This window comes from Microbacterium sp. OR21, from assembly GCF_047306785.1.
Lineage (GTDB): Bacteria > Actinomycetota > Actinomycetes > Actinomycetales > Microbacteriaceae > Microbacterium > Microbacterium esteraromaticum_E.
The window spans coordinates 415,477-429,122 of the sequence record NZ_JAZEXJ010000003.1 but is presented as its reverse complement, the minus strand read 5'-3'; the positions used below and the strand labels follow the sequence as shown (position 1 = coordinate 429,122).

Here is a 13,646-nt window from a genome sequence, read left to right as displayed (position 1 = left end):
CGTTCTCGACGACATCGTCGCCTGACCAGGAGGTCCACCATGGCCGGACACAACAACGGCATCATCGACCCGCCCATCGACAACCTGCTCGAGCGTGTCGAGTCCAAGTACGAGCTCGTGATCTACGCGTCCAAGCGCGCCCGCCAGATCAACGACTACTACTGCGACCTGCACGAGGGGAACCTGTTCGACAACGTCGGCCCGCTGGTCGACTCCTCGGTCGAGGACAAGCCCCTCACGATCGCCCTGCACGAGATCAACGAGGACAAGCTGCGCATCCGTCACGCTGAGTGACCACCCTCGCGCTGTGAGCCGCCGACGTCCTCATCGGGATGTCGGCGGCTTCATGCACACTGGCGTCGAGCCCGCACCGGCTCCGCCCCACGACACCGCTTTGGAGCCCCGATGAGCGCGCTGCGCCTGTTCACGTCCGAGTCCGTCACCGAGGGACACCCCGACAAGATCTGCGACCAGATCTCCGACAGCATCCTCGACGGGCTCCTCACCGTCGACCGCGACTCGCGCGTCGCCGTCGAGACGCTCGTCACCACGGGTCTCGTGCACGTCGCGGGCGAGATCCGCACCGAGGGGTACGTCGACATCCCCACGATCGTGCGCGACGTCGTCAACGGCATCGGCTACACCTCCAGCGACACCGGTTTCGACGGCTCGTCATGCGGTGTGAGCATCTCGGTCGGCGAGCAGTCCGCCGACATCGCCAACGGTGTCGACCAGGCGCAGGAGCAGCGCGACGGCGGATCGACCGATCCCCGCGACCTGCTCGGCGCGGGTGACCAGGGAATCATGTTCGGCTTCGCGACCAACGAGACCCCGCAGCTCATGCCGATGGCCGCGTGGACAGCGCATCGCATCGCCGAGCGCCTCACCGAGGTGCGCCGCTCCGGCGAGCTGGCCTTCCTCCGCCCGGACGGCAAGACCCAGGTCACGCTCGGCTACGACGGCTTCACCCCGAAGACCGTCGACGCCGTCGTGCTCTCCACGCAGCACCACCCCGACATCTCGCAGGACGAGCTGAAGCAGCTCGTGCGCGAAGCCGTGATCGACCCGGTTCTCGAGCAGACCGGCCTCGATCTCGCCGACGACCTGAAGTACTACATCAACCCCGCCGGCCCGTTCGTGACCGGCGGACCGAAGGGCGATGCGGGGCTCACCGGTCGCAAGATCATCATCGACACCTACGGCGGAGCCGCCAGGCACGGCGGGGGCGCGTTCAGCGGCAAGGACCCGTCGAAGGTCGATCGCTCGGGCGCCTATGCGATGCGATGGGTCGCGAAGAACGTCGTCGCCGCCGGACTCGCCGACCGCGCCGAGGTGCAGGTCGCGTACGCGATCGGCGTCGCGCGCCCGGTCGGGCTGTACGTGGAGACCTTCGGCACCGGCCGTGTCTCGGAGGAGACCATCACCGACGCGATCTCGCAGGTGTTCGATCTGCGACCGCAGGCGATCATCGAGGAGCTCGACCTGCTGCGGCCGATCTACGCGCAGACCGCGGCGTACGGGCACTTCGGCCGCGAGCTGCCCGACTTCACCTGGGAGCGCACCGACCGCGCCGACGACCTGCGCCGCGCTGCCGGCCTCTGAGGCCGTCATGCCCGAGGCTCGTGCTGAGCGCGAGACGGCGACCACGGGGGAGGGGCGCCGCATCGCGCGGGTGCTGATCGACTCGCCGCTGCCGCAGCTCGACAGGCTGTTCGACTACGCGCTGCCCGATCACGTCGGCGACGTCGTCCCCGGAGTTCGGATCAAGGCCCCCCTGCGCACCGCCGGTCGCGTCGTCGACGGCTTCGTCGTCGAGATCGACGTCGAGCCGGACGCCAGTCGCACGCTGTCCGAGATCGACAGCGTGGTGTCGCCCACGGTGGTGATGCCGGATCGGCTGTACCGTCTCGCTCGGCGCGCCGCCGACCGCGCCGCGGGCTCGGCATCCGACATCCTCCGCCTCGCCATCCCGAAGCGGCAGGTGCGGGTCGAGAAGAGCTGGACGCCGGTCGAGGAGGCCGCCGACGTCGAACCGGATGCCCTGAGCCGCGCCCTGGAGACCATCTCACGCTACGAGGGTCTGGCGGAGGTGGTCGCGGAATCCCAGCGCGCCGCCGTCGAGGCGATCCCCGTGCAGGAGGGCTCCGAACCGGGCTGGGCGACGTTGCTCGCATCGCTCGCCGCAGCTCAGCTGGCGTCCGGTCGCTCGAGCATCCTCGTCGTACCGGACTACCGCGACCAGGAGCTGCTGCAGACGGCGCTCGAGCAGCTCGTGCCCGGCCACGCGATCGTCCGTCACGACGCCAGGCAGGCCAATCCCGACCGCTACCGCGCGTTCCTTCGCACACTCGACGACGCCCCCTGCGTCGTGATCGGCAACCGCTCGGCGGTCTACTCGCCCGCGCAGGCTGGGCTGGTCGCCCTCTGGGACGACTCCGATCCGCTGCTGGCCGAGCCGCTCGCACCGTACGTGCACGCTCGCGACGCGGCCCTGATCCGGCAGGAGCAGGAGGGCAGCGCGCTGCTGTTCGTGGCGCACAGCCGCTCCACGGACGTGCAGCGGCTGGTGCAGCACTCCTGGCTGCACGACATCACGGCCACCCGGCGCGTCATCCCGAACGTTCGGCTGAGCACGCCGCAGGAGCTCGAGCAGACCATGGGGCAGCGCGTGCCGTCGAGCGCCTTCGCCACCGCACGCGCGGCGGCCGCCGAAGGCCCCGTCCTCGTGCAGGTGGCCCGCCCGGGCTTCGCCCCGTCACTGGTCTGCGCCACCTGCCGGCATCCCGCGCGCTGCCGGCAGTGCGGCGGGCCTCTCGGCGCCCGCCGGCGCGGCGCCGTGCCGGTGTGCGGCTGGTGCGGTCGCTCGGCGCACTCCTGGCGCTGCACGGAGTGCTCGTCCGACCAGGTGCGACTGGCGTCATCGGGCACCGAGCGCACGGCCGACGAGCTCGGGCGGGCCTTCCCCGGCGTGCGGGTCATCGTCTCCGACGGCACCCACACGGTGCAGCACGTGGACGAGCGCCCGGCACTGGTCGTGGCGACCCGCGGGGCGGAACCGGTGGCGGCTGGCGGCTACCGAGCGGTGATCCTGCTCGACGGGGCGCGCATGCTGCAGGCTCCCGAGCTGCGGATAGGCGAGTCGTGTCTGCGCTGGTGGTCGAATGCCGCGGCTCTCGCCGCACCGGCAGCCCCCGTGCACCTCGTCGGCGTCGACGGCCCGGTCGCCCGTGCTCTGGCCACCTGGTCGTCTGCGGCGTACGCCCGTTCGGAGCTCGAGGCGCGGATGCCGCTGCACATGCCCCCCACCGCGCGGTTCGCCCAGATCGAGGGCGTTCCCGCCTCGGTCCGCGCCGCGCTCGACGTGCTCGTCGGCATCGGCGTGCCGAAGGAGGGCGTGCTCGGCCCCGTGCCGATCGACGACGACGGGCGCATGCGGGCTCTGGTCCGCTTCCCGTACGCGGCCGGGCAGGGTGTCGCCGACGCCCTGCGCGCCAGCGTGGTCGCCGACGCCGCGCAGAGCAGACGAGGGCGTGGCCGACAGCGGATCCCTCTCGCCGTGCACCTCGATATCCTCGAACCGGACATCTGATCGTCCGAACGCCGCTCGACCGACCGGAGAACCTTTCATGCGCCTCGTCTTCGCAGGCACCCCCGCCGCCGCCGTCCCCACCCTGCGGGCCCTCGCCGCGCGGCACGAGATCGCGGCGGTGATCACCCGCCCGGATGCCCCCCTCGGGCGCAGGCGCGTGCTCACGCCGTCGCCGGTCGCCGAAACCGCCGAGCAGCTCGGCCTGCCGATCATCAAGGCGGCGCGGCTCGACGACGCGGTCACCGAGCAGATCGCGGCGCTCGATGCGTCCCTTGGGGTGATCGTCGCGTACGGCGGAATCGTGCGCGAACCGCTGCTGTCGACGCCCGAGAAGGGCTGGATCAACCTGCACTTCTCCCTGCTGCCGCAGTGGCGCGGAGCAGCCCCCGTGCAGCGCGCGCTCATCGCCGGCGACGCGGAGCTCGGCGTCAGCGTCTTCCAGCTCGTGCCCGCGCTCGATGCGGGCGACGTCTTCGCCATGCGCCCGGTCGCGCTGCCCGATGGCGCGACCGCGGACGTCGCTCTCGGGGTGCTCGCCGACGACGGCGCCGCTCTCACGCTCGACGTGGTCGACGCGATCGCCGACGGCACCGCCCAGGCGCGGCCGCAGCAGGGCGCCCCGACGCTGGCACCCAAGCTCGCGCTCGACGACGGCGCGCTCGACTGGGCTCAGCCGCTCGAGCGCGTCTACGCCCGCTACCGCGGCGTGACCTCCGAACCGGGAGCGCACACCACCCTCGACGGCGTCCGGCTGAAGATCCTCGCCGCCACCCCGGCGTCGTCAGCGGATCCGCTGGACGCCGGACGACTGCGGGCGGCCCGCGACGCCGTGCTCATCGGCACCGGAACCGCACCCCTCGCCGTCACCCGCGTGCAGCCGGCCGGCAAGGGGCCGATGAACGCCGTCGACTGGTGGCGCGGCCTGCGCGACGGCGAGTCACTGAGGGCGGGCTCATGAGCGCGCCGAAGATCCAGGCCGCACGCTGGGTGGCCTTCGACGTGCTCCGAGCGGTGTCGGACGACGACGCCTACGCGAACCTGCTGCTGCCGAAGCTGATCGTCGAAGCCGGCCTGAACCCCCAGGACGCGGGTCTCGCCACCGAGCTCGCGTACGGCACCCTGCGCCGTCGCGGCACCTACGACGCCATCATCGCCGAGGCCGCCGGCCGGCCCGTCGCCCAGATCGACCCGGCGGTGCTGGATGCCCTGCGCCTCGGCGCGCACCAGCTGCTCTCCACCCGCGTCGCCGCCCATGCCGCCGTGAACGAGTCCGTCTCGCTCGTCGTGGCGGAGGCCGGTCGCGGCGCATCCGGATTCGCCAACGCCGTGCTGCGACGCATCGGCCGCGACGACGCCGCCACCTGGCAGCAGCGCATCGAGGCCGGTGCGCGCTCCGATGATGAGCGTCTGGCCCTGCGCACCGCGCACCCGGTGTGGGTGATCCGCGCGCTGCGGCGCGCTCTGGCCGCAGAGGGCCGTGCGGACGAGCTGGAGCAGCTGCTCGAATCCGACAACGAGGCACCCGAGGTGACGCTCGCGGCGCTTCCCGGGCTCGCCGAGCCGGGCACCCCCCGCCGTCCCTACGCCGCCACCGCCTTCGGCTCGCCCGGGGGCGACCCGCGCGAGGTCATCACCGCGGCGAACGGCACCATCCGCGTGCAGGACGAGGGCTCGCAGCTGATCGCGCTCGCGCTGGCGGCGGCCGCACCGGTGCGCGCGGGGGAGCGCTGGCTCGATCTGTGCGCGGGTCCCGGCGGGAAGACGGCGATGCTCGCCGCGCTCGCCCACGAGACGGGCGCCCGGCTCGACGCGAACGAGGTCGTGCCCGCCCGTGCCGGCCTCGTGCGTCACGCCGTGCGACCGCTGCCGACCGAGGTCGCCGTGCACGAGGAGGACGGCCGCGCGTTCGCGGCACGGCATCCGGCATCCTTCGACCGCATCCTGGTCGACGCGCCGTGCACCGGACTGGGCGCGCTGCGCCGGCGCCCGGAGGCGCGCTGGCGGAAGTCGCCCGGCGACGTGGCTGAGCTCGTCGAGCTGCAGACCCAGCTGCTGGACGCGGCGATCGACGCCCTCGTGCCCGGCGGGATCGTCGGCTACGCCACGTGCTCGCCGCACCTCGCCGAGACGAGTGGAGTCGTCGCCGAGGTGCTCCGCCGCCGCGACGACATCATCGAGCTCGACGCCCGAACGGTGATGGCCGACGTCGCCCAGACGCCGATCGACCTCGCTCCGCGCACCGCCGAAGGGCCGAGCGGCGGCAGCGTGCAGCTGTGGCCGCACCGCCACGGCACCGACGCCATGTTCCTCGCGCTGCTGCAGCGCCGCACCGATCCGGAAAGGACGCAGTCGTGAACCTGCCACCCGCACCGCGCATCAACCCGAGCATCCTCGCCGCCGACTTCGCGAACATGCAGGCCGAGCTCGCCCGCATCGCGTCGGCCGACTTCGCGCACGTCGACGTGATGGACAACCACTTCGTCCCGAACCTCACGTTCGGCCCGCAGATGGTCGAGCGCATCCAGCAGACCAGCCCCATCCCGCTCGATGTGCACCTGATGATCAGCGACCCCGACCGCTGGGCTCCCGGCTACGCCGAGCTGGGAGCCGCGAGCGTCACCTTCCACCTCGAGGCCGCCGGCGACCCGGTCGCCCTCGCGCGCCGGCTGCGCTCGATGGGCGCCAGGGCGGGTGTGGCGATCAAGCCCGGCACCGCCGGAGAGCCGCTGTACGACATCCTCGACGAGTTCGACCAGATCCTGGTGATGACCGTCGAGCCGGGATTCGGCGGCCAGGGCTTCATGCCCGAGACGATGCCGAAGCTGCGGGCGCTGCACGATGAGGCTCGCAGGCGCGGGTCGGATGTCTGGCTGCAGGTGGACGGCGGAATCTCCGACGCGACGATCGCCCAGGCGGCCCAGGCCGGCGCAGACACCTTCGTCGCGGGCTCGGCCGTGTACGGCGCCGACGACATCGAGGCGGCGGTCATCGGTCTTCGCGAGCGCGCGCGAGCGGCTAGCCTGGAATCGTGAAGACATTCGACGAACTGTTCGCCGAGCTCAGCGCCACCGCGCAGGAGCGCCCCGAGGGATCGGGCACCGTCGCACAGCTGGATCGCGGAGTGCACGCGATCGGCAAGAAGATCGTCGAGGAGGCGGCCGAGGTCTGGATGGCCGCCGAGTACGAGTCGAACGACGAGGCCGCCGAGGAGATCTCGCAGCTGCTGTACCACCTGCAGGTGATGATGCTCGCCAAGGGGCTGAGCCTCGAGGACGTCTACCGACATCTGTGAACCGCGCTCAGACGACCGTTCACATCAGACGAAAGACATCCATGCTGCGCATCGCCGTTCCGAACAAGGGCTCCCTCTCCGAGACAGCCGCCGAGATGCTCGCCGAGGCCGGCTACACCGGCCGCCGCGACCCCAAGACCCTGCACGTCATCGACGCCGACAGCGACGTCGAGTTCTTCTACCTTCGCCCTCGCGACATCGCCACCTACGTGGCCTCCGGCGCGCTCGACGTGGGCATCACCGGTCGCGACCTGCTGCGTGACGTGCGTCAGGACGACGCCCGCGAGATCGAGCAGCTCGGCTTCGCCCGCTCGACCTTCCGCTTCGCCGCCCCTCCCGGCCGCTACGCGTCGATCCAGGACCTGGAGGGCGTGCGCGTCGCCTCCGCCTACCCGGGGCTGGTCGACGACTTCCTGCGTGCGAACGGCGTGACCGCCGAGCTCGTCTCGCTGGACGGCGCGGTCGAGTCGGCCGTGCGTCTGGGCGTGGCTGACGTGATCGCCGACGTCGTCGAGACCGGCACGACACTGCGCCAGGCGGGGCTGGAGATCTTCGGCCCGGTCATCATCGAGTCGGAGGCGGTGCTCATCAGCCGCCCCGGGGACGTGCCGGGCACCGACCGGCTGCTGCGCCGGCTGCGCGGCGTGATGGTCGCGCGCCAGTACGTGCTGCTCGACTACGACCTGCCCGTACACCTGGTCGACCAGGCCGTGGCGATCGCCGGCGGCCGCGAATCGCCGACGATCTCACCGCTGCGCGACCCCGAGTGGGTCGCCGTGCGCGTGATGGTGCCGCGCAAGGGCATGAACCAGGTGATGGACGACCTGTACGCGCTCGGCGCCCGGGCCATCCTCGTCTCCGCCATCCACGCGGCGAGGCTCTGATGACCCTCGCGGCCCGCGTGATCCCCTGCCTCGACGTCTCGGCAGGTCGCGTCGTGAAGGGCGTGAACTTCCAGAACCTGCGTGACATGGGCGACCCCGTCGAACTGGCGGCGCACTACGCCGCGCAGGGCGCCGACGAGATCACCTTCCTCGACGTCACCGCCACGGTCGACGCCAGGGCCACGACCTACGACGTCGTGCAGCGCACGGCCGAGCACGTGTTCGTGCCGCTCACCGTCGGCGGGGGCGTGCGCGGTGTCGACGACGTCGCTCGGCTGCTCTCGGTCGGCGCCGACAAGATCGGGGTGAACTCGGCGGCGATCGCCCGACCTGCCCTGATCGACGAGATCGCCGACCGGTTCGGAGCGCAGGTGATCGTGCTGTCGCTCGACGTGAAGCGCGCCGAGACGACGCCTTCCGGGTTCGTCGTCACCACGCACGGGGGCCGCACCGAGACGACCCTCGACGCGCTCGACTGGGCACGTGAGGCGATCGAACGCGGGGCGGGGGAGCTGCTGGTCAACTCCATCGACGCCGACGGCACCAAGGACGGCTTCGATCTGGAGCTTGTCCGCCTGATGCGTGAGGTCTCCGCGGTGCCGGTGATCGCATCCGGGGGAGCCGGGCAGGTCGACGACTTCGCCCCCGCGATCGAGGCGGGAGCGGATGCCGTGCTCGCGGCCAGCGTGTTCCACAGCGGCCAGCTGACGATCGGCGAGGTCAAGGACGCCCTGCGCACCGCAGGGGTGGTCGTGCGATGACGTCGCCCGACCTGCCGGAGATCGCCTGGAACGACGCCGGACTCGCACCGGTCATCGTGCAGCAGCACGACACCCGCGAGGTGCTGATGCTCGCCTGGATGGATGCCGAGGCGCTGCGCCGCACGATCATCGGCGGACGGGCGGTGTACTGGTCGCGCTCGCGACGGGAGTACTGGCGCAAGGGCGACACCTCGGGCAACACGCAGCGGGTGGTGCGCGTCGCCGTGGACTGCGACGCCGACGCCATCCTGCTGCAGGTCGATCAGCACGGGCCCGCATGCCACACCGGGACGCGAACCTGCTTCGACGGGCGCGAACTGCCTGTCGCCGACCGGCCGGTCGACGAGGTGTCCTGATGCTGCGCCGCGCCCGCATGCTCGGCGTGCTGTCCTTCCTGCTCGCCGGCGGGATCGGCATCATCTCCTCGACACAGGTCTGGGCGACCGTGCAGCGCGCCGACTCCGGTGAGGCGCTGACCGTCACCGGGGCAGTCATCTACCCGCTGCTCGCCCCCCTGTCACTGGCCGTGCTCGCGCTGGGCGCCGCGCTCTCGATCGCCGGTCCCGTGCTGCGGCACATCCTCGCCGTGCTCGGACTCGCCGCGGCGGCCCTGCTGATCCTCGGCACCGTGCCGCTGGTCGGCTCGGCCCCGATCTCCGCCGTCGCTCCGGCCGTGACCGAGGCGACCGGGCTCGGCGGTCAGGAGGCGATGCGGGATGTCGTGGCCGATGTCATCGCCACGCCCTGGCCGCTTATCGCCCTCATCTGCTGGGCCGTTCTCGCCCTGGCATCCGCATTCGTGCTCGCCACCGCTCGCCGCTGGGCGGCCGGCGGCCGACGCTACCGTTCCGGCTCTGAGGCGGCGCACCGCAGCACGGGTCCCCTCGACGCGGTCGATTCCTGGGACGAGCTGTCGCACGGCACGGACCCGACGGACTCAGCCCGATAGACTGTCAGCATCCCTAGCCATCCGGAGGAGAACATGACCAACCCGATCGCCGATCCCGGCCACGGACACTCGCCTGCTGCCTGGACCGCCGTCGTGATCATGCTCGTCGGCTTCACGGCCGGCACGGTCTTCTTCTGCTTCCCGGACGGCTCCGGCGTGGTCGGTGTCTGGATCTCCGCGGCCGTCGTCGTGCTCGGCGCGATCGTCGGCTGGGTGATGGCGAAGGCCGGCTGGGGTGTGAAGGGCCCGAAGTACACGCCGAAGGCGCACTGATGGTCCTCGCCGACCTGACGGCCGGCGCGGTGCAGGACGCCGAGCAGCGCGCCCTGTCGCGACCGCTCGCCGTCGTCGAGCGTGACGCCGCATCGCGTCCGGCTGCCCGCGATGCACTCGCCGCGCTCGCCCCCGCGGATCGCGTCAAGATCATCGCGGAGGTCAAGCGCGCCAGCCCCTCCCGCGGCCCGCTCGCCGAGATCCCGGATCCCGCGCTGCAGGCATCGCTGTACGAGCAGGGCGGGGCATCGGCGATCAGCGTGCTCACCGAGCAGCGCCGCTTCGGCGGAAGCCTCGCCGACCTCGAGGCCGTCACCGCCCGCGTGTCCCTCCCCGTGCTGCGCAAGGACTTCGTCGCCACCCCGTACCAGGTGTTCGAGGCCCGCGCGGCGGGAGCCGATCTCGTGCTGCTCATCGTCGCGGGTCTCTCCCGCACGGTGCTGTTCGAGCTGCATGCCCTGATCCGCGAGCTCGGCATGACGCCGCTGGTCGAGACCCACTCCGCGGAGGAGCTCGAGGTCGCGATCGATCTCGGCGCGGATCTCATCGGCGTGAACGCGCGCAACCTGCACACCCTCGAACTCGACCGCGACCTGTTCGCCCGGCTGGCGGACCGCATCCCGGATTCCGCAGTCCGCATCGCCGAGTCGGCCGTGCTGAAGCCCGACGACGTCGCGAGGTACCGGGATGCCGGGGCGGATGTCGTGCTCATCGGCGAGGCGCTGGTGACCGGCGACCCCGTCGCCACCCTGAACGCATTCCTCGCGGCCGGCGACACGCCGGTGCGCGGGAGGACGGAGTGACCAACGTGAACGTCAGTCTGCGTGACCAGCACGGGCCGTTCTTCGGCGACTTCGGCGGGCGCTTCATGCCGGAGTCGCTCATCGCGGCGATCGACGAGCTTACCGTCGCGTACGAGGAGGCCATCGCCGACCCGGCGTTCCGCTCCGAGCTCGCCGGCCTGCTGCACTCCTACGCCGGCCGGCCCTCTCCGATCACCGAGGTGCCGCGCTTCGCCGAGCACGCGGGCGGGGCTCGAGTGTTCCTCAAGCGCGAGGATCTCAACCACACCGGCTCGCACAAGATCAACAACGTGCTCGGGCAGGCGCTGCTGACCAAGCGGCTCGGCAAGACCCGGGTGATCGCCGAGACCGGCGCCGGTCAGCACGGGGTCGCCACCGCGACGGCGGCCGCGCTGTTCGGGCTGGACTGCACGATCTACATGGGCGAGGTCGACACCGAGCGCCAGGCCCTCAACGTCGCGCGGATGCGCCTGCTGGGCGCCGAGGTGGTGGCCGTCACCACCGGGTCGCGCACCCTGAAGGACGCGATCAACGACGCGTATCGCGACTGGGTCGCCAGCGTCGAGACCACCAACTACATCTTCGGCACCGCCGCAGGCCCGCATCCGTTCCCGGCGATGGTGCGCGACTTCCAGAAGATCATCGGCGAGGAGGCGCGCGAGCAGCTGCTCGCCGAAGCCGGCCGCCTGCCCGACGCCGTCGTCGCCTGCGTCGGAGGGGGATCGAACGCGATCGGCATGTTCGACGCGTTCCTCGACGACACCGAGGTCAGGCTGTACGGCGTGGAGGCCGCCGGCGACGGGGTCGACACTCCGAAGCACGCCGCCTCGATCGGCCGGGGCCGCCCGGGTGTGCTGCACGGCGCGAAGACCTACGTGCTGCAGGACGAGGACGGGCAGACGACCGAGTCGCACTCGATCTCCGCCGGCCTCGACTACCCGGGAGTCGGACCCGAGCACGCGTGGCTCAGCGACATCGGCCGCGCCGAGTACATCCCCGCGACCGACGACGAGGCCATGCAGGCGCTGCGCCTGCTCAGCAGGACGGAGGGCATCATCCCGGCGATCGAGTCGGCGCACGCCCTCGCCGGGGCACTCCGCATCGGACGCGAGCTCGGCCCCGACGGCATCATCGCCATCTGCCTCTCCGGCCGCGGAGACAAGGACATGGACACCGCCGCGCGCTACTTCGACCTCTACGACCGGGAGGACGCGGAGTGAGCCGGGTCGACGACGCCATCCGCCGGGCGCACGAGGCGGGGCGGGGTGCCTTCATCGGCTACCTGCCGGTCGGCTACCCCGACCTCGACACGAGCATCCAGGCGGCGCTGACGCTCGCGCGCAACGGCGTCGACATCATCGAACTCGGCCCGCCCTACTCCGACCCCGTCATGGACGGGGCGGTCATCCAGGAGGCGACGCAGCACGCGCTCGCGAACGGCTTCCGGATGCGGGACCTGTTCACCGCCGTCAAGGCCATCACCGACGAGACCGATGTGCCCGTCGTGGTGATGACGTACTGGAACCCGGTGATGCAGTACGGCGTCGACCGCTACGCCGACGACCTGCTCGCCGCGGGCGGCGCGGGTCTGATCACCCCCGACATCACGCCCGAGTCGGCAGGGGAGTGGATCGAGGCGAGCACGCGCACCGGCCTCGACCGCATCTTCCTCGCCGCCCCCACCTCGAGCGACGAGCGACTCGACCTCGTCCTGTCGTCGTCGACGGGCTTCGTCTACACGGTCTCGACCATGGGCATCACGGGTGAGCGCGCCGCGCTCGACCTGGCCGCGCGCACGCTCGTCGAGCGCATGCGAGCCCGCGGCGACGTGCGCGCCTGCGTCGGCATCGGCATCTCCAACGCCGAGCAGGTCGCGGGCGTCGTCGAGTACGCCGACGGTGCCATCGTCGGCACCGCGCTCGTCAAGGCGCTGCGCGACGGCGGACTCGAGGCCCTCGCCGAAACCACCAGAACCCTCGCCGGCGGTACGCCGACGACGCGATACTAGGATCTCTCTCATGCCCTTCGCGCCTCTCAGCAGCCTCACGGTCGTGCCCGCCAGCATCCCCAGCCCGCCGGAGAGCAGCTTCCAGATCGGTCCTCTGACGATCCACTTCTACGCGCTGTGCATCATCGCCGGGATCATCGCGGCCGTGCTGCTGACCAACCACCGCCTCACCAGGCGGGGGGCCGAGAACTGGGTCGTCATCGACATCGCGATCATCGCGGTGCCGCTCGGCATCATCGGCGCGCGCATCTTCCACGTGCTCACCCACCCGAACTTCTACTTCGGCGAGGGCAGGAACACCTGGAACCCGTTCGAGCCCGGTTCGGTGTGGGCGATCTGGGAGGGCGGGATCGCGATCTTCGGCGCGCTGCTCGGCGGCGCCGTCGGCGCCTGGCTGGGCTGCCGGTGGACCGGCATCCGGTTCTGGACATTCGCCGATGCGCTCGCACCCGGCATCCTGCTCGCGCAGGCCATGGGCCGCTTCGGCAACTGGTTCAACCACGAGCTCTTCGGCCTCCCGACCGATCTGCCCTGGGGGCTCGAGATCGAGTCCACCAATCCCGCATTCCCCGCCGGTCTCGCCGAGGGCACGCTCTTCCACCCGACGTTCCTCTATGAGGTGCTCTGGAACGGTCTCGGCGTGCTCGTCCTCCTCTGGGCAGGACACCGTCTGCGCCTGCAGTGGGGCAAGCTGTTCGCGCTGTACCTCATCTGGTACAGCGCAGGTCGCATCGTCTGGGAGTCCATCCGGATCGACCCGAGCGAGATCCTGTTCGGCCTGCGCAGCAACGTCTGGGCCGCCATCGTCGGCGTCGTGGTCGGCATCGTCATCTTCATCGTGCAGACCCGCCGTCACCCGGGCGTCGAGCCGTCGCCCTACGTCCGCGGTCGGGAACCCGAGATCGCCGATGTAGAATCGCAGGACAATTCCTTCGACTTCGTCGACGTGAGTGAGCCTCCCGTCTCGACCGAAGCGAAATAGGAGCCGACGCCACAAGCACCGCTCCCGTCACGTGGGGGCCCGCCCGGGCCCTCCTTCCGCGCGAGAGATCGCACTGAACGCACGGGCCGATGATGTCCCCCGGGT

Annotated in this window: 16 protein-coding genes; all 16 read left to right on the top strand. The window is 71.4% G+C overall.

Features of this window, described 5'->3' with window-relative positions; translation table 11 throughout:
* The first annotated feature begins 39 nt into the window (after positions 1–39).
* The 16 genes from rpoZ (at position 40) to lgt (ending at position 13,541) form a co-directional block, all read left to right on the top strand.
* Positions 40–294 carry a DNA-directed RNA polymerase subunit omega gene (gene rpoZ / locus V2S04_RS10650; RefSeq protein WP_413638445.1) on the top strand — a complete coding sequence of 85 codons (255 nt, stop codon included), beginning with the start codon at positions 40–42 and terminating at the stop codon, positions 292–294.
* A 111-nt stretch (positions 295–405) separates the two neighbouring features.
* Positions 406–1,602: a methionine adenosyltransferase gene (metK, locus tag V2S04_RS10645; protein WP_110555004.1), complete on the top strand. Its 1,197-nt coding sequence runs from the start codon at positions 406–408 to the stop codon at positions 1,600–1,602.
* 7 nt (positions 1,603–1,609) lie between these two features.
* Complete coding sequence (locus V2S04_RS10640) at positions 1,610–3,589, top strand: primosomal protein N' (protein WP_413638444.1); 1,980 nt, start codon at positions 1,610–1,612, stop codon at positions 3,587–3,589.
* A 37-nt stretch (positions 3,590–3,626) separates the two neighbouring features.
* Entirely contained in the window at positions 3,627–4,547 is a 921-nt protein-coding gene (locus V2S04_RS10635) for a methionyl-tRNA formyltransferase (RefSeq protein WP_413638443.1), read from the top strand.
* Positions 4,544–5,944, top strand: a complete 1,401-nt coding sequence (locus V2S04_RS10630; RefSeq protein ID WP_413638442.1) for an RsmB/NOP family class I SAM-dependent RNA methyltransferase — start codon at positions 4,544–4,546, stop codon at positions 5,942–5,944. The genes V2S04_RS10635 and V2S04_RS10630 overlap by 4 nt, the downstream gene beginning before the upstream one ends.
* The gene (gene rpe / locus V2S04_RS10625; protein WP_413638441.1) at positions 5,941–6,621 is read left to right on the top strand and encodes a ribulose-phosphate 3-epimerase; all 681 of its coding nucleotides are present in this window, start codon (positions 5,941–5,943) and stop codon (positions 6,619–6,621) included. The genes V2S04_RS10630 and rpe overlap by 4 nt, the downstream gene beginning before the upstream one ends.
* Positions 6,618–6,881 (top strand): phosphoribosyl-ATP diphosphatase, encoded by a 264-nt coding sequence (locus V2S04_RS10620; protein ID WP_413638440.1) that lies wholly within the window; start codon positions 6,618–6,620, stop codon positions 6,879–6,881. Before rpe ends, V2S04_RS10620 begins: the two co-directional genes overlap by 4 nt.
* A gap of 41 nt (positions 6,882–6,922) precedes the next feature.
* Positions 6,923–7,765, top strand: a complete 843-nt coding sequence (gene hisG, locus V2S04_RS10615; RefSeq protein WP_413638439.1) for an ATP phosphoribosyltransferase — start codon at positions 6,923–6,925, stop codon at positions 7,763–7,765.
* Positions 7,765–8,526: an imidazole glycerol phosphate synthase subunit HisF gene (gene hisF / locus V2S04_RS10610; protein ID WP_099195413.1), complete on the top strand. Its 762-nt coding sequence runs from the start codon at positions 7,765–7,767 to the stop codon at positions 8,524–8,526. Before hisG ends, hisF begins: the two co-directional genes overlap by 1 nt.
* Entirely contained in the window at positions 8,523–8,882 is a 360-nt protein-coding gene (gene hisI, locus V2S04_RS10605; RefSeq protein WP_413638438.1) for a phosphoribosyl-AMP cyclohydrolase, read from the top strand. Before hisF ends, hisI begins: the two co-directional genes overlap by 4 nt.
* Positions 8,882–9,475, top strand: coding sequence for a Trp biosynthesis-associated membrane protein (locus V2S04_RS10600; protein ID WP_413638437.1), 594 nt, complete (start codon positions 8,882–8,884; stop codon positions 9,473–9,475). Before hisI ends, V2S04_RS10600 begins: the two co-directional genes overlap by 1 nt.
* Before the next feature lie 33 nt (positions 9,476–9,508).
* On the top strand, positions 9,509–9,748 hold the full coding sequence (locus V2S04_RS10595) for an HGxxPAAW family protein (RefSeq protein WP_413638436.1): 240 nt from the start codon (positions 9,509–9,511) through the stop codon (positions 9,746–9,748).
* On the top strand, positions 9,748–10,551 hold the full coding sequence (gene trpC, locus V2S04_RS10590; RefSeq protein ID WP_099195417.1) for an indole-3-glycerol phosphate synthase TrpC: 804 nt from the start codon (positions 9,748–9,750) through the stop codon (positions 10,549–10,551). The genes V2S04_RS10595 and trpC overlap by 1 nt, the downstream gene beginning before the upstream one ends.
* Before the next feature lie 65 nt (positions 10,552–10,616).
* Positions 10,617–11,771 (top strand): tryptophan synthase subunit beta, encoded by a 1,155-nt coding sequence (gene trpB / locus V2S04_RS10585; RefSeq protein ID WP_413638771.1) that lies wholly within the window; start codon positions 10,617–10,619, stop codon positions 11,769–11,771.
* Positions 11,768–12,559 carry a tryptophan synthase subunit alpha gene (gene trpA, locus V2S04_RS10580; protein ID WP_413638435.1) on the top strand — a complete coding sequence of 264 codons (792 nt, stop codon included), beginning with the start codon at positions 11,768–11,770 and terminating at the stop codon, positions 12,557–12,559. Before trpB ends, trpA begins: the two co-directional genes overlap by 4 nt.
* Before the next feature lie 10 nt (positions 12,560–12,569).
* A complete protein-coding gene (lgt, locus tag V2S04_RS10575) occupies positions 12,570–13,541 on the top strand; it encodes a prolipoprotein diacylglyceryl transferase (RefSeq protein ID WP_413638434.1) in 972 nt (323 codons plus the stop codon).
* Positions 13,542–13,646: the final 105 nt, after the last annotated feature.